This is a genomic window from Gordonia polyisoprenivorans NBRC 16320 = JCM 10675 (genome assembly GCF_000241325.1).
In the GTDB taxonomy this organism is placed as follows: Bacteria; Actinomycetota; Actinomycetes; order Mycobacteriales; family Mycobacteriaceae; genus Gordonia; species Gordonia polyisoprenivorans.
This window is the reverse complement of sequence record NZ_BAEI01000001.1, coordinates 54,768-73,264: the sequence shown is the minus strand read 5'-3', so window position 1 is coordinate 73,264 and position 18,497 is coordinate 54,768. Positions and strand designations below refer to the sequence as shown.

12 protein-coding genes, 1 pseudogene and 1 riboswitch are annotated in these 18,497 nt (G+C 67.8%); of the genes and pseudogenes, 3 read left to right on the top strand and 10 right to left on the bottom strand.

Annotated elements, in window-relative coordinates; translation table 11 throughout:
- Positions 1-153 precede the first annotated feature (153 nt).
- Positions 154-939: a DNA-formamidopyrimidine glycosylase family protein gene (locus GOPIP_RS00315; protein WP_006367482.1), complete on the bottom strand. Its 786-nt coding sequence runs from the start codon at positions 937-939 to the stop codon at positions 154-156.
- Positions 926-5,602 (bottom strand): ATP-dependent helicase, encoded by a 4,677-nt coding sequence (locus GOPIP_RS00310; protein ID WP_020171707.1) that lies wholly within the window; start codon positions 5,600-5,602, stop codon positions 926-928. The genes GOPIP_RS00315 and GOPIP_RS00310 overlap by 14 nt, the downstream gene beginning before the upstream one ends.
- Positions 5,603-5,672: 70 nt before the next feature.
- Positions 5,673-5,819, top strand: a riboswitch (cobalamin riboswitch).
- Between the two features lie 36 nt (positions 5,820-5,855).
- Between GOPIP_RS00310 and GOPIP_RS00305 the strand changes: the two genes are divergently transcribed.
- Positions 5,856-6,077 (top strand): CbtB domain-containing protein, encoded by a 222-nt coding sequence (locus tag GOPIP_RS00305; RefSeq protein ID WP_006367480.1) that lies wholly within the window; start codon positions 5,856-5,858, stop codon positions 6,075-6,077.
- 26 nt (positions 6,078-6,103) lie between these two features.
- Positions 6,104-6,939, top strand: a pseudogene (locus tag GOPIP_RS00300) (CbtA family protein).
- Between the two features lie 78 nt (positions 6,940-7,017).
- On the opposite strand, the gene GOPIP_RS00295 reads toward GOPIP_RS00300, so the two are convergent.
- Genes GOPIP_RS00295 through GOPIP_RS00285 form a run of 3 tightly spaced genes read right to left on the bottom strand, consistent with a single transcriptional unit; the run spans position 7,018 to position 8,825 of the window.
- Entirely contained in the window at positions 7,018-7,683 is a 666-nt protein-coding gene (locus GOPIP_RS00295) for a (2Fe-2S)-binding protein (RefSeq protein WP_006367478.1), read from the bottom strand.
- The gene (locus GOPIP_RS00290; RefSeq protein WP_006367477.1) at positions 7,680-8,591 is read right to left on the bottom strand and encodes a CbtA family protein; all 912 of its coding nucleotides are present in this window, start codon (positions 8,589-8,591) and stop codon (positions 7,680-7,682) included. The genes GOPIP_RS00295 and GOPIP_RS00290 overlap by 4 nt, the downstream gene beginning before the upstream one ends.
- 9 nt (positions 8,592-8,600) lie before the next feature.
- Positions 8,601-8,825, bottom strand: a complete 225-nt coding sequence (locus GOPIP_RS00285; protein ID WP_014359555.1) for a CbtB-domain containing protein — start codon at positions 8,823-8,825, stop codon at positions 8,601-8,603.
- Positions 8,826-9,159: 334 nt separating this feature from the next.
- Here GOPIP_RS00285 and GOPIP_RS00280 point away from each other — a divergent pair, with 334 nt between their 5' ends.
- Positions 9,160-10,380, top strand: coding sequence for an acyl-CoA dehydrogenase family protein (locus tag GOPIP_RS00280; protein WP_006367475.1), 1,221 nt, complete (start codon positions 9,160-9,162; stop codon positions 10,378-10,380).
- 119 nt (positions 10,381-10,499) lie between these two features.
- Here the strand turns inward: GOPIP_RS00280 and GOPIP_RS00275 are convergent, their stop codons facing one another.
- From GOPIP_RS00275 to GOPIP_RS00255, 5 genes are all read right to left on the bottom strand, one after another.
- A complete protein-coding gene (locus GOPIP_RS00275) occupies positions 10,500-11,783 on the bottom strand; it encodes an Nramp family divalent metal transporter (protein WP_373278815.1) in 1,284 nt (427 codons plus the stop codon).
- A gap of 70 nt (positions 11,784-11,853) precedes the next feature.
- Complete coding sequence (locus tag GOPIP_RS00270) at positions 11,854-14,631, bottom strand: molybdopterin-dependent oxidoreductase (protein ID WP_006367473.1); 2,778 nt, start codon at positions 14,629-14,631, stop codon at positions 11,854-11,856.
- 2 nt (positions 14,632-14,633) lie between these two features.
- Positions 14,634-15,458 (bottom strand): FAD binding domain-containing protein, encoded by an 825-nt coding sequence (locus GOPIP_RS00265; protein ID WP_006367472.1) that lies wholly within the window; start codon positions 15,456-15,458, stop codon positions 14,634-14,636.
- A gap of 8 nt (positions 15,459-15,466) precedes the next feature.
- Positions 15,467-16,831, bottom strand: a complete 1,365-nt coding sequence (locus GOPIP_RS00260) for an 8-oxoguanine deaminase (RefSeq protein WP_006367471.1) — start codon at positions 16,829-16,831, stop codon at positions 15,467-15,469.
- A gap of 17 nt (positions 16,832-16,848) precedes the next feature.
- The gene (locus tag GOPIP_RS00255) at positions 16,849-18,453 is read right to left on the bottom strand and encodes an MFS transporter (RefSeq protein WP_210739044.1); all 1,605 of its coding nucleotides are present in this window, start codon (positions 18,451-18,453) and stop codon (positions 16,849-16,851) included.
- Between the last annotated feature and the right edge of the window lie 44 nt (positions 18,454-18,497).

Here is an 18,497-nt window from a genome sequence, read left to right as displayed (position 1 = left end):
CTGGTTGCTCGACCATCGGGGGAAGAGTTCTCTACGGTCGGGTAGGGCGGGTTGCGCGACCATCGGGGAGGGCGCACCGACGTCGGGAGGGCGCACCGACGTCAGGGGGATAGCCGGGTCATTGAGTGGCGAGAGTCCTCGGTGGAACGACGGTCAGGACTGGCAGTGGGGGCACCAGTAGATGACGCGGTCCTCTCCGGGAGGGCCGAGAAAGCCTCGGCGGATGAGGGTTCCGCATCGGCGGCACGGGCGACCGCGTCGGCCGTAGACGTAGACCCGGGCGTGTGGACCGGTGGCGCCGGTGGTGGTTCGCGCGGTGCGCATCCGGTTGGCCCAGAGGACGCGATGGGCGAGATCGACCATCGCGGGAACGTCGACCTCGGCGACCGGACGTTCGGGGAGAACGCCTCGGAGGAAACACAATTCGCAGCGATACTCGTTGCCGACGCCGGCCAACAGGTGTTGGTCCAGTAGTGCGAGGCCGATGGGTGTGTCGGGGTGTGCTTCGATGCGGCGTACGGCTTCGGCGGCATCCCACTCCGCGCCGAGCAGGTCGGGGCCGAGGTAGGCGAGGTCGGACTCCGGCGTGGTGAGGAGTTCGAGGATGCCGAGCGAGAAGCCGACTGCTTCGGTTGTCTCGCTGCGCAACACGACCCGTGCCTCATGGCCGGGCCGACGCCATTTCGCGCCACGGGCGTGCACATCCCAGATCCCCTCCATCTTGAGGTGCGAGTGGATGCTGACGGGAACGTCCAGGTCGTCGCGGGACACGTCGATCAACAGGTGCTTGCCACGCGAGCGAACGCCGGTGACCACGCCACCGGACAGATCCCGGGTCGCCAGCCGAGGAACCCGGAAGTCGGTGTGGGTGAGTACCTTTCCGGCGAGGGCGCCGCGCAGACGCGCGGCGGCACGAAAGACGGTGTCACCTTCGGGCATGGTGTCCGTACCGTAGGCGTAGACCGCGTGGTGTGGTCGAGAAGCCGGCGTCGACGAGGATGGCAGCGAGGTCGGACCGCAACGATTCGGCGCCGTCGATCTGATCGATCGCCAGCCGCGACACCCGGCCGTCGTGCACGACTCCGGCCAGAGCCGTTGCTGCCGAACGCAATACACTCTCGCTGTCCTCGAAGGTCAGGACGGTCTTCCCGCCGCGCTCGACGTAGATCGTGAGAACGCCGTCCACCAATACCACCAGCGCACCAGGCTTACGCCCGGGCCGATGACCGCTCTCGGGGCGGTCGGGCCACGACAGAGCGGCACCGTAGGGATTCGCCGGATCGGTGGCGGCGAGGACGACTGCGGTGTGCGTGGACGTGTCCCGATGATCGAGGGTGTGTCGGCGCAACTCGTCGACGGTCGCCGGGGCGGCGAACTGCGCTCCGCCGAGTCCGTCCACGTAGTACCCGCGGCGGACGAATCCGTTGTCCTCGAAGATGTTGAGGGCCTTGTAGATCCGTGCGAATCCGCCGACCACACCTTCGGCGACCACCGCGCCGCGGGTCACCACGCCGTACCGGGTGAGCAGTTGATCGCAGAGAACCTGGGTGGACACGGTCGGGTCCGTGGCGCGACCGGGCAGGGTGAACCAGCGCCCCGCCACGGTCGGCGGGGTCGATACCGGCGGAGTCGTCGAGATCAGATGGCGGGTCGTGAGTCGCGACGAGCGCAGCCGGGGCGCGCGGGCACGAGATCGGTGTGCCGGGGCCGTGCGGGATCCGCCGGACGATCGTGGCGTGAGCAGGGCCCGGACCGGCGCGAACGAGTCGTTCGACAGACGACCCGACCAGACCAGGTCCCACAGTCCTGATTCCACTTCCGCGGTGATCGCGGTCATCGACGCGGTGGCCGGTGCGTCGAGGTCGGCGAAGTCGCCCACGAACTGCGCGAAGCGCAAGCCGCCGGAACCGGTGAATCTCTCCAGCAGTCGGCGATGCACCTCGGTCGTGTCGATCTCGTCGGGCTCGGGCAGCAGCACCTCGGTGAGATCGGCCGGGCACAACCGGATCCAACCGTCCGCACCGCCGATCCGCCCCGCGCCCGACCAGACCACCTCACCGGAACCGAGGAGCTCGTCGAGCATGGCGGGGCTGTAGTCGGCGACGCGCGACGGCAGGATCAAGGATTCCCATGCCGACGCCGGAAGCGGTAGTCCGGCAAGCTGATCGATCGCCACCGACACCCCGTCCACCCCCGTCAGCCGATCGTCGTGGTCGCCACGGCCGGCCGTGCGGGGTGTGACGTGCTGCCATCCCATGAGAAAGCGTGACAGGGTGGCGTCGTCGACCGGCTCGATCTCGGCGCGGCTCGCGGCGAGCGACCCGCGCCGGATCTGCCCGAGCACGTCGCTGTGACACCACTGGGTACCGGTTGCCTCGGGCAGGAAGTCGCCCTCGATCACCTTGCGTTCGCCGGCCATCCGTACCAGCACGTCGCGGATGACGGCGACGCCGAGCCCGAGCGAATCGGCTGCCTCGTCGACGGTGAACGGGCCGTGGGTACGGGCGTAACGGTGTACGAGGTCGCCGACCGGGTCGGCGACCGGTTCGAGGAACGCTGCGGGCACCCCGAGCGGTGCGGGTACGCCCAACGCATCACGGAGCCGCGCGGTGTCCTCGATCGCGGCCCAGAGCGCGCGCCCCCGCTGACTCACCGAGATGATCGTCCCGTCGCGATGCAGAGCAGCGAGAACCGTTGCCGCATCGACCGGTTGGGCACCGGCGGATACGGCATCGGGATCGTCGCCGCGGTATCGGGCGTCGACCTCCTCGGTGGTCAGCGGCCCGAGCCAGCGCAACAGATCGACCACGTCCTGGGCATCGCGGGCCTGCCTCGACGGCTCGAATCGTTGGAGGCGGTTGGTCACCTCCGTGATCACCGCGGGGTCGAGGAGTTCGCGCAGATCGACACGGCCGAGGAGTTGGGCGAGCAGAGCGGTGTCGAGAGACAGTGCCGCGGCCCGCCTTTCGGCGATCGGCGCGTCGTCGTCGTACATGAAGGCACCGACGTAGCCGAAGAGCAACGATGCCGCGAACGGCGACGGTGACTCCGTCTCGGTCTCGACGACCCGCACCCGGCGGGTGGCCACACTGCGCAGCAGATCGATCAGCGCGGGCAGGTCGTAGACATCTTGCAGGCACTCCCGGACGGCTTCGAGCACGATCGGAAAGTCCGGGAATTGCGAGGCCACGGCCAGCAATTGGGCACTGCGCTGACGCTGTTGCCACAGGGGGGCACGCCGACCGGGATCGCGACGCGGTAACAGCAATGCGCGGGCGGCGCATTCACGGAATCGCGAGGCGAACATCGACGACTCGGCGAGCGCATCGGTGACGAGTTGCTCGATGTCGTCGGGGTCGATGGTGAAGACCGCAGCGCCCGGCGGGTTGTCGTCGGTGTCGGGGAGTCGCACGATGATGCCGTCGTCGGAGGCCGTGACGGCGCCGTCGAGACCGAGCGTCGTCTTCAGGCGCGCTGAGATGGCCGACGCCCATGGCGCATGAACTCGTAACCCATACGGGGAGTGCAGGATCAGCCGCCAGTCGCCGAGTTCGTCGCGGAACCGCTCGACGACCAGCGTGCGGTCGGTGGGCAGATGGGTGGTGGCGTCGCGCTGTTCGGCGATGAGCGCACCGAGGTTGTCGCGGGCGTAAGTGGTCAGGCCGAGCTCGTCGGCGCGGCGATCGAGTTCGGCGCGGTCGGCGATCTCACCGGTGAACCGGCCGATGGCGGCCCCGAGTTCGGCCGGCCGGCCCACCGCGTCACCGATCCAGAACGGCAGGCGTCCCGGCTGCCCGAACGCCGGCGTGACCAGCACCCGATCGTGGGTGATGTCCTCGATCCGCCAGCTGGTGGCTCCGAGCGCGAAGACGTCGCCGACGCGTGATTCGTAGACCATCTCCTCGTCGAGTTCGCCGACGCGCGTCTGTTTCTCGCCGACCATGAACACACCGAACAGGCCACGGTCCGGAATGGTGCCACCGGAGGTGACGGCGAGCCGCTGGGCGCCGCGGCGTCCGATGAGCACATTGCGTTCTCGGTCCCAGGTGACGCGCGGACGCAGTTCGGCGAATTCGTCGGACGGGAATCGTCCGGAGATGAGATCGAGGGTGGCCTCGTACACGCCGCGGCCGAGCTCCCGATACGGTGCACTGCGGCGTACTACCTCGAACCACTCGTCGACGTGGAGCTCGTCGATGGAGGCTGCGGCGATCGTCTGTTGGGCCAGGACGTCGAGGGGGTTGGTGGGTACCCGCAGCTCCTCGATCTCGCCCTCCCGCATGCGCGATACCGCGACGGCGCAATGAATGAGGTCGGTGCGGTGTTTGGGGAACAGTACGCCCTGACTGATCTCGCCGACCTGATGCCCGGCCCGGCCGATGCGTTGCAGACCACTGGCCACCGACGGCGGCGCTTCGACCTGGACGACGAGATCTACTGCGCCCATGTCGATTCCGAGCTCGAGGGAGCTGGTGGCCACCACACATCGCAACCGGCCGGTCTTGAGTTCGTCCTCGATTTCGGCGCGCTGCTCCTTGCTGACCGACCCGTGGTGTGCCCGGGCCAGTAGGGTCGTGGCCGCCGAGGACGCTCCGCTACCCATCACCATCGCCGGAGCGCCCCCGGCGACCCGCGGGTTGGCCGCAGCGGTCACCGCGGCGGGCGCGATGCGGGATTCGGCGATCTCGTTGAGCCGTGCGGTCAGTCGCTCGGCGAGGCGACGGGAGTTGGCGAACACGATGGTCGTGCGATTGGCCTCGATGAGATCGACGATCGCCGATTCGACGTAGGGCCACAGCGATCCCGCGGACGGGGAGAACGCGTCGTCGAGATCCTCGGAACCGGGTGCGTCCGGTGGCGGCGGGATGTTGGCCATGTCTTCCACGGGCACGTCGACGCGAAGATCGAAGGTCTTTCTCGCGGGTGGCCGCACGATCGTGCACGGCGCGGCACCGGCCAGGAAGCCCGCGACCACCTCGGGTGGGCGGACCGTCGCCGACAATCCGATGCGCTGTGCGGGTGCCTCCAACAACTCGTCGAGACGTTCGAGGGACAGCGCCAGATGGGTGCCGCGTTTGGTGCCGGCCACCGCGTGGACCTCGTCGATGATGACGGCCTCGACGCCGGTCAGCGTCTCCCGCGCCGACGACGTCAGCATCAGGTACAGCGACTCCGGGGTGGTGATGAGGATGTCCGGGGGTGTGCGGACCAGACTGCGGCGGGTCGCGGCGGGGGTGTCCCCGGAGCGCAGGCCGACGGTGATCGCCGGCTCGGGATCGCCGAGTTCCTGCGCCGCGCGGGTGATGCCGGTCAGCGGTGCACGCAGGTTGCGTTCGACGTCGACGGCGAGGGCCTTGAGTGGCGAGATGTAGACGACGCGGGTGCCGCGCGGCCGATCCGGGCGAGCGGCGAGGCGGTCGAGGGCCCACAAGAATGCCGAGAGGGTCTTACCCGAACCGGTGGGGGCAATGACCAGCGTGTGGTTGCCGTCGGCGATCGAGGACCACGCCCCGGTCTGTGCGGCGGTCGGCTCGGCGAAGGTGCCGCTGAACCACCGCCGGGTGGGGGCGGTGAAGCGATCGAGGACCGACGGCGAAGCCATCCACCCATCATCCATGCTCCCTCCGACAAATCGCCGCGGCGGCGTTCTGCTCGTTTTGTCCGATGGGTCGCGCCGGTCACATTTGCCGGGTATACAGTTCTCGCCAGATGCTGACGGAAACCCGGTGCGAATCCGGGGCGGTCGCGCCACTGTGAGCCGGGTCGGGGAGTCGCCCCCGCCCGACGAGTCAGGATTCCGCCGAGCATCGATCCGACAAGCGCTGGGACGCGTCATCCCACGAAAGGACCTTCCGATGGTTGCAAGCACACACCAGAACAAGGCGCGGGCCCTCGCGGTACCCGACCTCTCCGTCGCATCGGCAGCCCTGTGGCTGACCGCCACCTTCATCCTCGCCGCGATGGCCTACTACTTCATCGGCTACGACCAAGGTGCATGGTCGGTGTTCGGCAACGACACCCACATCCACGAATTCGTGCACGACTCGCGGCACTTCCTCGGCTTCCCCTGCCACTGATCGAACGAGCACGGAGACAACCGAACATGGAGAAGAAATTCATCGGTGCCGGTCTGCTGTCGGGACTCGTCGCCGGGATCGTTGCCTACGTTTTCGCTCGGATCTTCATCGAGCCGCAGGTGGCCAAGGCCATCGATTACGAGGACGGTCGCAGTGAGGCCGAAGAGGCCCTGATGGCTCGCAAGGGCACGGCGGCCACGAGCACGGCGCCGAGGTGTTCACCCGCTCGGTGCAGGAGAACATCGGTGCGGGCGTGGGGACCATCGTTTTCGCGGTGTCGATGGGCGCGTTCTTCGCAATCGCGTTCACGGTTCTGTGGACCTACCTGGCGCATCACCGCGCCGGAGCCGACCCACGCTGGGCGGCGGCCCTGATCGGGCTCCTCGGCTTCGTCGCGGTCTTCGGGGTGCCGTTCTTCGCATACCCGGCCAACCCGCCGGCCGTCGGCGACGACGACACCATCGGTGCGCGATCGACGGCGTACCTCACCCTCACGGTCATCTCGGTGGTCGCGGTGATCGCGGTGATCGCGGCGGTCGTTGTGGCGCTGTGGCTCCGGCAACGCTGGGGAGGGCTCGCGGCCTCGGTGGTCGCCGCCGTCGGTTACCTGGTGGTCGTGACCATTGCGATCGCGCTGCTGCCCGAGTTCCATGAGGTTCCCGACCCGGTCATGAACGGCGACGCGATCGTCTTCCCCGGATTCCCGGGCGCGGTGATCGGCGACTTCCGGGTGTATGTGATCGCCAACCAGGTGATCCTGTGGACCGTTCTGACCACGACCTTCGCGGGAATCATGACCTGGCTCAGCCGTTCTGATCCTGCGCGCCGGGCGACGACACCGGCCGCGGCACACAGTAACTGATCGCTGCTCCACGTCCGCCCTGCACGCTCGTGGGGCGGACGTGGTGCGTTCGTGGGGTCTGCCGAGAAGGTGGGTGGGTCAGATGAGTACGCAGTCGCCGCAGACGGCGCCCCGATCGCCGCTGACCCGATAGATCAAACAGCAACTGCGCCGGCGGAATCCCGGTCCCGCGCGTAACCGCCCGTCCTCGACATGGGGCTCGGCGAGAACACGGTCGGCCGCGGCGACGGCGAGATCGCCGTGTTCGGGGCGCGCCGTCGCGATGAGTCTGGCGGCGCTGTTGGTCGCCGAGGCGACGTTGCCCCACAGCGTTCGCCCACTCACCCCGAATGCGTCGCCGACGGCGTCGGTGAGTGCGCCGATGATCCCGTCGGCCAGGTTGGGCCGGGCGTCGGTCGCCGCGGTGGTGACCGAGAGCGGATAGGGCCCACCCAATTCGTCCTGCCACCAGAGGTCCGCGGCCGTGAACGATATCGGCGGTTCGTCGAGCGCCTCCACAGCGATCATCGGAGCGATGAGACGAGCGACGAGCCCGAGGTGGGTGACCGACGCAGCCACCCTCTGCTCGACACGTGACGTGCCGCCCACCCCGAGTGCGGCACGCACACGGTCCACGCGCGACTCCAGCATGCGCGCGTCCTCGAGTAGGTCGGCCATCGTGAGCCACGGTGCATCACCCCGCTGCCCGCGGGCGTGCGTGGCGACTCCGAAAAAGGGGCCGAGGTCGTCGAGGGAGGAGGTCACTGCCGGACGAGCGTAGCCTGCTCGCCGATGGTCTGTGGGGTCGACGGATGCATCCGGTTCATCAGGGCACCGAAGACCATTCCGATGACCAACCACACCAGAGCCTGGTTCAGGATCGAATACCACCGGAACTTCCAGAGGACGTCGGCGTCGAAGCCCGGATAGACGATCTGCCCTGGCGCATAGACCCTTCCGTCGATCGTGAGTGGGCGATCGAGGATGTTGGTGATGGGTTGCGGTGTCTCGGTGGCGGCGCGTGCGAAGCCGAACTCGCTGGTGTGGTCGACGTTTGCCGACAGGTCACCGAGAGACGGCAGCACGGCCAGAACGATGCCGAACAGTATGAGGAAGCCGACTCCGGCCACGAGGATCGCGCGTTGCGTACCGATCCGGGAATGCAGACGATGTACGACGTAGACCGCGAGACCGAGTAGGACGAGTGAGATCGCGACCATTGCGAGGTAGAGCTGACCGCGGGTTTCGATCGTGAAGGTGTGCCCGATCGCCGGTGGATTGGCCGGGTACTTCACGAACGGCAGCAGGTAGATACCGAGAAAGCCGAAGCCTGCGATGAGCCAGGACAGATACTGCGCGCGCAGTGCGGTCCGGCCCATGAGGATCAGGTAGGCGACGGCCACCAGAGCGCCCATCGCGACCGAGAAGCCGATGATGCCGGTGGCGATGCCGACGGTCGACTGGATCGTCCGGCTGAAGATCTCCGGACCATCGGGTTCGGTCGCCCGACCGGCTGCCTGGTTGAGTGCGTTGAGGACGTCGTCGCGGCCTGATTCGTAGTCGATGGCCTTGTTGATGACGGGTTCGGCGAAGACACGAGCAAAGACGAAGCCCAGGATGCCGGCGATCAGTCCGGCGAGGGCTCCGCGCCCGATGACGCGGAGTTCGGTCATGAATCCGGCTCAGTGGCAGGGGAAGCCGAGGAAGTGGCGAGCGTCATGAACCCACTCGTGCACGACCATGGTGTGCCCGAATACCGAGGTCATGCCTTCGTCGACACCGATGAAGTAGTAGGCGAGCAGGGCCAACAGGACGGTGATCCCCAAGATCAGCGCCACGCGCGTGCGCGACAGGGCTTCGGGGGAGACGGCGACACCGGGCTGCGGCGTGGCGACATGGGTACTCATCGGGACCTCCTCGGGGTGACGCGCCCCGGTTGTCGGGCTATGGCTCGACGGCGACGTGTCTGACTGACCCGCGGGCGCGAGTTCACAGTGGCGCAACCGTCCCGGAATCGCACCGGGTTCCATACGCCGTCTGTCATAAGCAGACCAGTTGCGAAAGCGCAGGTTAAGCGCGTGTCCGTATTGAGTCGATTGTCCTTACCCGACTGTCTGGCCCATGAAGACACAATTGTGCCTTTCTGTGTCTTGACGCTGATCGTGACGACTGACACAGTTGGACTGAAACAAGTTCTCATGGCAGCCGACGGGCGCTGTCCGATGATTCTGCGAGGTGTCGATGTTCGAGTGGTCCGATGAAGATCTGATGGTGCGCGACGCCTTGCGGGCGTTCATCGACAAGGAGATCCGGCCGCACATCGACGAGCTCGAGACCGGCCAGCTCCCGCCCTACGACATCACCCGAAAACTGTTGTCCACCTTCGGTGTCGACGCCATGGCCAAGGACGCGCTGGAGAAGGAACTCGAGGCCGAGGCGGCCGGCGAGAAGCCTGCGGGCGGCGGCGGAGCCGGCATGGCCGGGTCGATGTTCATGATCGTCAACATCGAACTGGCCGGGGTCTGTCTCGGTCTGGTCGGCTCGATGGGCGTCAGCATGGGCCTGACGGCGTCGGCGATCCGGGGTAAGGGCACCCTCGCGCAGAAGAAGCGGTGGCTGCCCGAGCTGGTCACCATGGAAAAGGTCGGGGCCTGGGCGATCACCGAACCCGACTCCGGCTCCGACGCCCTTGGCGGCATGAAGACCACCGTGCGCCGCGATGGTGACGAGTATCTGTTGAACGGACAGAAGACGTTCATCACCAACGGCCCGTACGCCGACACCATCGTGGTCTTCGCCAAACTCGACGACGGCTCGGATACCCCCATGCGCGATCGCAAGGTGCTCTCGTTCGTTCTGGACAAGGGGATGCCCGGACTCACCCAGGGCAAGGCGTTCAAGAAGATGGGCATGATGAGTTCGCCCACCGGCGAGCTGTTCTTCGACAACGTCCGCCTCGGTCGGGACCGGCTGCTCGGCGAGACCGAGGACACCGGGTCCGACGCGCGCGGCGCCGAGGGGGCGAAATCCGGTTTCACCGCCGAGCGTATCGGGATCGCGGCGCTGTCGATGGGCATCATCAACGAATGTCTGCGCCTGAGTGTCGATTACGCGAAGAACCGCAAGCTGTGGGGCCAGGAGATCGGGCGCTTCCAGCTGATCCAGCTCAAACTCGCCGAGATGGAGGTGGCGCGGATCAACGTGCAGAACATGCTCTTCAGTGCGATCGAGCGGGCCAAGGCCGGTAAGCCGCTGAGTCTGGCCGAGGCGTCGGCGATGAAGCTCTACTCGTCGAAGGCGGCCACCGATGTCGCGATGGAGGCCGTGCAGCTCTTCGGCGGCAACGGTTACATGGCCGAGTACCGCGTCGAACAACTTGCGCGCGATGCCAAGTCGCTGATGATCTATGCCGGCAGCAACGAGATCCAGGTGACCCACGTCGCCAAGGGGCTCCTGGCCTGACGGGCGGTGGACGGGCCACCGGGATACCTCCGGGGGTTCGACGCCGTCGGCCGCGAATCGCCCCGGCGATCGGTGGACCGAGACGATCCGTGTGGTACTGCGAGTCGTTCTCGGTCACCTCACGCGCCGGTGAACACCAGCACGATCAACGCGATGTTGAGTAGCACGATCATTGCCGACGCAACGGTTGCCAGGATGCGCAGCGGCCAGCCGTCGGCGAACTCGCCCATGATCGAGCGGTCGGACGTCAGCCGGCCCAGCGGGATGATCGCGAACGGGATGCCGAAGCTCAGCACCACCTGTGAGAGCACCAGTGCCCATGTGGGATCGACCCCGACAGCGAGAACGACCAGGGCGGGGATCAGCGTGACCAGTCGGCGAACCAGCAGCGGCACCCGCTTGTGCAGAAGCCCGGCCATGATCGCCGCACCCGCCGACGATCCCACCGAGGTGGCGGCCAGGCCGCTCGCGAGCAGACCGATCGCGAAGATGGTCGCCATCGCCGGCCCCATCGAGTCGGCCACGGCATGGTAGGCGCCCTCGATGGTGTCGGTGCCCTGCTTGCCCAGCAAGTTCTGCGCGGCCAGAAGCAGCAAGGCGATGTTGACGGCGCCGGCGACGGTCAGGGCGATCACCACATCCCACCGGGTCACGCGTACGAGTTTGCGTCGCCGGGGCAGACTTTCGGTGACCCCGTGGCGATCGATGACCAGCGCCGAATGGACATAGATGGCGTGCGGCATGACCGTCGCACCCAGCATCGATGCCGCGAGTAACACCGTCTCGGGTCCCTCGAGACGGGGGATCATCCCGCCGAGCACATCGCCGGCGGTCGGCGGGTTCACCACGAGCCCCGCGAGGAAGCCGACCACGATGATGGCCAGCATGCCCACGATCACCGTCTCGAAGACGCGTTGGCGGCGAGGGTTCTGCAGCAACAACATCAGCGTCGAGATGATGCCCACGATCACCCCACCCAGGACGAGGGGCAGGTCGAACAGCAACTGCAGGGCTATCGCGCCGCCGAGGACCTCGGCGAGGTCGGTGGCGATCGCCACCACCTCGGCCTGAACCCAGAATACTTGGCGTTTGCGGCGACTCAGCCGCTCTCCGAGGAGACCGGGCAGGCTGCGGCCGGTGACGATGCCGAGTTTGGCCGACTGATACTGGATGAGCATCGCGATGAGATTGGCGACGACGAGCACCCACACCAGCAGGAAGCCGTAGCGCGCGCCCGCGGTGATGTTGGCGGCGACGTTGCCGGGATCGACGTAGGCGATGGCTGCGACGAAGGCCGGGCCGAACAGCGCCACGTGACGCAACGAGCGCATCCGGCGGCCGTGTATGCGGCCGCGCGTCGATCCGGCCTCCGATCCGCTCCCGCGGGTGTCCACCTGGCTCACCAGCTCAATGTGGCACACCGGCGGCCAGTGATCAAGTCGTGCGAAACAAAAAGTTCGGGTAGCCGAAAACTCATGTCCGGCCGAGTCGCCAGATCCGGTCACGGGACATGGGGGTCTCGTACGGACGGGTGCCGATGGCGCGCCGAATGGCATTGGCCAGAGCTGCCGCCACCGGGTTGAACGGCGATTCGCTCATCGACTTCGCGCCGTAGGGTCCGAGGCGGTCGGAGGTCTCGGCGAACATCACCTCGGTGACCGGGATGTCGGCCATCTGCGGTACCCGATAGGTCCGCAGAACCGGTGTCAGCGGTACGCCCTTGCCGTCGAGCATGATCTCCTCGTACAGCGCCGAGCCGATGCCTTGCGCCACACCGCCTTCCACCTGGCCGAGACATTGCTGGGGATTCATCACCGTGCCCGCGTCGGCGGCGTGCACCGACTGCAGGATCGCCACCGCACCGGTCTCGGTGTTCACCGCGACCCGAAAAGCCTGGACGTTGAACGCGATCGAGCGCAGATCGCCCCGTTCGATGCCGGTCGCCACGACGCGCGGTCCGGTCGCCGACTCCTGCCGGTGCTCGGCGTCGACAGCAGCGATCAGATCGCCGAAACCGATCACCGTGGCATCGACGAGTGCTCCGTCCGGGCACAGGCGCACGTCGGCGGCATCGCGTCCCGACAGCCTCGTGGCCGCCTCGACCAGCAGTTCGCGCAACCGCAGGGCCGCGCCGTGGACGGCCTTGCCGGCCACCGTGGTGCCGGCCGAGGCGAACGCTCCGGTGTCGTAGGCGGCGGCATCGGTGTCGCCGTGGCGCAACGACACCCGGGACAACTCGGTCGACATCGCGCTGGCCACGATCTGGGCTTGTACGGTGGTGGTGCCGTTGCCGAATTCGGCTGTGCCCGAGCCGATGTGGTAGGTGCCGTCGGCGTCGACGGCCACCGTGACGGTCGCATGATGCCCGCGGGGGGCCATCGTCGCGATGGCGGCCAGCGCCATACCCTCGCCGACCCGCCAGCGCGGGCCGGCCGGCGGGGCCACACCGTTGCCGCGTGCCAGGGCGGCCTGCGCGAGGTCGAGGCACTGGTCGAGACCGTAGCTGCCGTACACCAGGTCGTCTTCGGGCTCGGGGTGGGCGATGAGCAATGGATCACCGTCGGCCACCGCATTGCGTCTGCGCAACTCGAACGGATCGATGTCGAGCGTCAGCGCCAACTCGTCCATCGCACTCTCGATCGCGAAGATCACCTGTCCCAACCCGTAACCACGGAACGCACCCGACGGCGGATTGTTGGTGTAGACGACCTCGGCGTCGATCCGCTTCACCGGGCAGTTGTAGACCGACACCGACTCGGCGCACGCATGGAACATCACCCCGATCGCGTGGTTGCCGTACGCGCCGGTGTCGGACAGGACGTCGACCTTCATCGCGGTCAGTCGCCCCGTCTCGTCCGCACCGAGTTCGACGCCCACCCGGAACGGATGCCGGTAGGTGGTGCGCGTCATCTCCTCGGTGCGCGTCATCTCATAGGCCACCGGCCGGCCGGTACGGAGGACGGCCAGGGCGACGATATCCTCGGTGAGCAATTCCTGCTTGCCGCCGAAACCGCCACCGACGCGCGCCGCGAAGACCCGAATCCGCTCCGGTGGCAATTCGAGCAACAACGCGAGCTCGTCGCGCACCAGGAACGGCACCTGGGTGCTGGTTCGCAGCACCAGACGACCGTCGTCATCGATCCAGCCGAGGGTTCCGTGGGTTTCCAACTGGGCGTGCGACACCCGCCCGGTTTTCCATGTACCCCCGACCCGAACCGCCGAGTCCTCCAGTGCGGCAACCACATCACCGCCGAATCCCTCGTGGAATGCCGCGATCACATTACGGTCGGCGTCGACGACACGATCCTCGGGAGTGCGGTCGGGGTGCACGAGTGCCGCGCCCGGCAGCCGGGCTTCCTCCGGATCGAACACGGCGGGCAACAGCTCGTAGGTCACCTCGATGAGGCGACACGCCTCCTCGGCGGCCGCAGCGGTGTCGGCGACGACGGCGGCCACGCGCTGACCGACGAATCGCACCACCGGATCGAGGACGAGGGTGTCGTCGGGATCGTCGTCGCGGGACTCGTGCCGGGCGGTGGAGAACCGTCGGGTGCTCACGTTCTCGTGGGTCAGGATGAGCGAGACGCCGGGCACCGACGATGCCGCCGCGGTGTCGATGGCGGTGATCCGGGCGTGCGGATGCGGGGAGCCGAGTACGCGCAGGAACTGCGTACCGGGCACGTCGATGTCGAAGGTGTAGGGCTCGGTGCCGGTGACGACGCGCTGCGCGGCAAGGGGATTGGCGGACGCTCCGACGCCGCACGAGCTCGCGGCGGAGTCGGCGCGGGTCGTGGCGTCCGGGCAATGGGTGCGCTCGGCTCGTGCCATCCCGTCCCGGATGGCGGCGTCGACGGCCCGATAGCCGGTGCAGCGGCACAGGTTTCCCTTCATCCGCCGCGGTAGGTCGTCGAGGTCGGCGGCCTCGAGGGTGGACGCGGTGAGGATCATCCCCGCGGTGCAGAAACCGCACTGGAACCCGAAGTTGTCGACGAAGGACTGCTGCATGGGATGCAGAGCGCCCGGGGTGCCCAGGCCGGACACGGTGGTCACCGACGCGCCGTCGGCGCGCACCGCCGGAAAGATGCACGAGTGCACGGGTGTGCCGTCGACCAGCACCGAGCATGCGCCGCAGTCGCCGGCGTCGCAGCCCTTCTTGACCTCGAAATGACCGTTGTCGCGCAACAGCGTTCGTAGGCATTGGCCCGGACGGGGCTGGGTATCGACGGATTCGCCGTTGATCTCCATGTGCACGGTCACCACCCCCGACCGGGGTCGGCGGCGAGTTCTGCCCGGATCTCGTCGGCGAGCACCGCGCTGACTGCGCGGCGCCAGTCCGCAGAGCCGAGCGGATCGGTGTAATAGCCGGGCGCGGAGTCGATGTCGGCGCGCAGTACCTCCGCATCGGGCAGCGTCGGGTAGCGCAGCACCGTCGGCCACCCGGTGGCCGCGGTGATGCCGAACACCGCGGTGCCGTCCTCGTCGACGCGCCCGGTGACCACCGCACCGGAGCGCCCGAGCTCGGCAAGTGCGATTTTGCGCATACCGGTCCGGGCGCGCAGCGCATAACCCGGAAAGTCGATGGCGCGCAGCACCTCTGCCGGTCCCAGGGTGTTGGTGCCGTTGCCGGTGACCAGTTCGGCCACCGGCACGCGGCGCTCACCCCCGGCGGGGGGCCAGATCAGCGCCTCGGCATCGAGGGCGACGGCCAACGACACCATCGACGCGGCCGCGAACGAGCGGCAGATGTTGCCACCGACGGTGGCCACGTTCCAGATCTTGAACGACGCCAACAACGCTGTCGCACACTGGAAGAACAGGGGGTGGGCGCGCCACTCGGGCCGCTCGGGCAACGAGGCGAGAGTCGCGATCGGACAGGTGGCCGCGACACGAAGACCGCCATCGGGCAGATCCTCGACGTCGGACCACCCCATCCCGGTGATGTCGACGACGCCGGTCGCGTCCACCTGCGGCTCGCTGAAGAACCATGTTCCGCCCGCGACGATCCGCTCGCCCGGCGCGAGCGCCAGGTCGTCGCGTGTGTGCGCGTGGCGATACGAGCTGATGGTGTTGAGGTCCACGACTCCTCCTATCCGGCCTTGTCCAGCAGGCGACGATGCTCGGCGGCGCAGTCGGCGGCCACCGCGTCGAGGTCGGCGGTCACCAGGTCGTTGTCGGTGACGATACGGCGCCCGCCCACCCAGGTGCCGCGAATCGGTGGGATGGCGCCCAGTACCAGGGCGGCGACCGGATCGTCGATGCCCGCGTGCGCTGGTCCACTCAGATCCCACAGCACGAGATCGGCGAGTTTGCCGACCTCGATCGACCCGATCTCCTTGTCGCGCCCGAGGACCCGGGCACCACCGAGGGTGGCCAACTCGATCGCGGTGCGGGTGGTCAGAGCGGTCGGACCACCACGGGCGCGCGCCATCAGCACCGCTTGATGCGCCTCCTCGAGCAGTCGCGCCGACTCGTTGGAGGCCGCGCCGTCGACACCGAGTCCGACGGGTACACCGGCATCGACGAGCTCGCGGGTGCGGCAGATCCGGTTGCCCAGACGGGCATTGGAGGTCGGGCAGTGCGCGACCCCGGTCGAGGTGGCGGCCAGACGTGCGATCTCGTCGTCGGCGAATTCGATGCCGTGGGCGAACCACACGTCGTCGCCGACCCATCCCACCGACTCCATGTACTGCAGCGGCGTGCAACCGAAATGCTGGTCGCAGTAGGTGTTCTCGTCCGGCGACTCGGCCAGATGGGTGTGCATCCGCACGCCGAGTTCGCGTGCCAGCGAGGCGGACTCGCGGAGCAGGTCGGTGGTGACCGAGAACGGGGAGCACGGAGCGAGAGCGATCTGCAGCAGGGAACCGGGGCGCGGGTCGTGCCAGCGCGCGACGGCGTCGGAGCAGGCTTCGAGGATCTCGTCGATGCCCTGCACCACCGAATCGGGTGGCAGGCCACCGTCCTTCTCCGAGAGGTCCATCGACCCGCGGGTCGGATGGAATCGGACGCCGATGGTGGCCGCGGCACCGATCTCGGCGCCGAGGAGATCGCCGCCCTCACGGGGAAAGACGTAGTGGTGGTCGGTGGTGGTCGTACAGCCCGACATCACCAGCTGGCCGATCCCGCCCAGCGCGGCGGTGTGGACTGCGGTCTCGTCGATCCCGGCCCAGATCGGGTAGAGCGTCGTCAGCCACTGGAACAGCGTGTGATCGGCGGCGAGTCCCCGGGTGATCCATTGGTAGAGGTGGTGATGGGTGTTCACCAGGCCCGGGGTCAGCACACAGCCCCTGCCGTCGACGTGGGTCACCTCGGTGGGAAGGTCGTCGATCGGGTCGGTGGACACCGCGGCGATGGTGGCGCCGTCGATCAGCACCCACGCCGACGACAGCTCGCGGCGGTGCTCGTCAACGGTGATGACCTGTGCGTCGTGAATGAGGGTTCCAGCCACCGCCACACGCTACGACGATTCCGTTACGGCGATATTTCGCCGCGGATCTCATGGGCACGGTCGGTCTCATCGGTGCCAATGGTGCCTTCCGGGTCATCACGGCTCGACGGATCGCGACCACCGAGCGTGTCGATCGTTTCGATCTCGAGTCGACGCGATGTGGGGATGGCCATCGCCAGCGCTGCGGCGACGACACAGGCGACCAGCGAGACGATCGACGCGATGAGGTAGCCGTTGGTGTCGGGGACGACGATCGCGCCACCGGGTACCGAGATCTGCACCGCCGACCAGGTCAGCACCATGCCCACCACCGCGGCCGAGGTGGACGTACCGACCACACGCATGAGTGCGTTGACCCCGTTGGCCTCGCCGGTCTGTGCGACCGGTACCGCGCGCATGATCAGCGCGGGCATCGCCGAGTAAGCGATGCCGAGGCCCGCTCCGGTGAGGCAGGCGACGATGAGCATGATCCACCACGTGAATCCGCCGGTGAGCAGCAGGACGAGGAACACGACGTAGCCGAGGCCGATCACCAGGCCGCCGACGGCCAGCGAGACCCGCGGGCCCGCGCGGTCGGTCAGCCAGGCGCTGACATGGGAGAACACGAACATGAGGATGCCGCTGGGGGCGAGGACGAGGCTGGCCATCAGCATGTCGAAGCCCAGACCGATGGGTGCGCCGGCTGGGGCCATGAGGAGTTGGATGGGCATCAACTGCATGGAGTAGAACGCGAAACCGGTGGCCACCGACGCGGTATTGGTCAGCAGGACCGGCCTGTCGAGAGCGACCCGCAGGTCGATCAGCGGGGTGTTGCGGCGCCGCTCCCAGCGCCACCAGGTGGCGGCGACGATCAGGAAGGTGATCAACACGCCGAGCGTCGTCGGCGAGGCCCAGCCCCAGCTCGCGCCCTTGGAGAGCGGAAGGAGCAGACACACGAGCATCGCCGCCAGACCGACGGCGCCGAGGAGATCGAAACGGCCACCGGCCCGGCCGCGACTCTCCGGGACGGTCAGGGCTATCCCGACCGCGGCCATGCCCGCGGCGCCGGCGCACAACCAGAACAGAGCGTGCCACCCGATGTTCTGGGCGATGAACGCACTCACCGGCAGTCCCAGCGCCCCGCCGATGCCCAACGATGCGCTCATCGTGCCGACCGAGGAGCCGAGGTGGCGGGCCGGCACGATATCGCGCATCACGCTGATACCCAGTGCGATGGTGCCGAATCCGAGTCCCTGCAGGCCGCGTCCGATGAGGAAGGGCAGCAGTGCACTCGACAGTGCGCACAGGATCGATCCGGCGGCAACGCATCCCATGCTGGCGAGCAGCATCCGCCGCTTGCCGTACATGTCACCGAGTCGTCCGCCGATGGGGGTGATGACCGCCCCGGCCAGCAATGTCATCGTGAGCGCCCAGGTGGTGTCCGACGGCGCGGCGTGTAAGAGGTCGGGCAATTGCGGGATCAGCGGCACGATGATCGTCTGCATCAACGCCACCACGATCCCGGCCGCGCACAGCACCGCGACGGCTGCGCGCGGGTGGGTCTGCGGATGGCCCGCGGACTCAGGACCCGCTGACCCAGATCTTCCTGACTCGTATCCCCCTGCGCGATTCGTCGCCGACACCAGCATCAACCTCCGCCGCTCACGCTATCCGACGCCGCCGAGCGAGCGAT

What these genes read in the sequence shown, in the direction of transcription:
- GOPIP_RS00255 (WP_210739044.1), bottom strand. Translation starts at nt 18,453, where the DNA reads ATGCTGGTGTCGGCGACGAATCGCGCAGGGGGATACGAGTCAGGAAGA.
- GOPIP_RS00285 (WP_014359555.1), bottom strand. Translation starts at nt 8,825, where the DNA reads ATGAGTACCCATGTCGCCACGCCGCAGCCCGGTGTCGCCGTCTCCCCC.
- GOPIP_RS00315 (WP_006367482.1), bottom strand. Translation starts at nt 939, where the DNA reads ATGCCCGAAGGTGACACCGTCTTTCGTGCCGCCGCGCGTCTGCGCGGC.
- GOPIP_RS00290 (WP_006367477.1), bottom strand. Translation starts at nt 8,591, where the DNA reads ATGACCGAACTCCGCGTCATCGGGCGCGGAGCCCTCGCCGGACTGATC.
- GOPIP_RS00310 (WP_020171707.1), bottom strand. Translation starts at nt 5,602, where the DNA reads ATGGCTTCGCCGTCGGTCCTCGATCGCTTCACCGCCCCCACCCGGCGG.
- GOPIP_RS00305 (WP_006367480.1), top strand. Translation starts at nt 5,856, where the DNA reads ATGGTTGCAAGCACACACCAGAACAAGGCGCGGGCCCTCGCGGTACCC.
- GOPIP_RS00280 (WP_006367475.1), top strand. Translation starts at nt 9,160, where the DNA reads ATGTTCGAGTGGTCCGATGAAGATCTGATGGTGCGCGACGCCTTGCGG.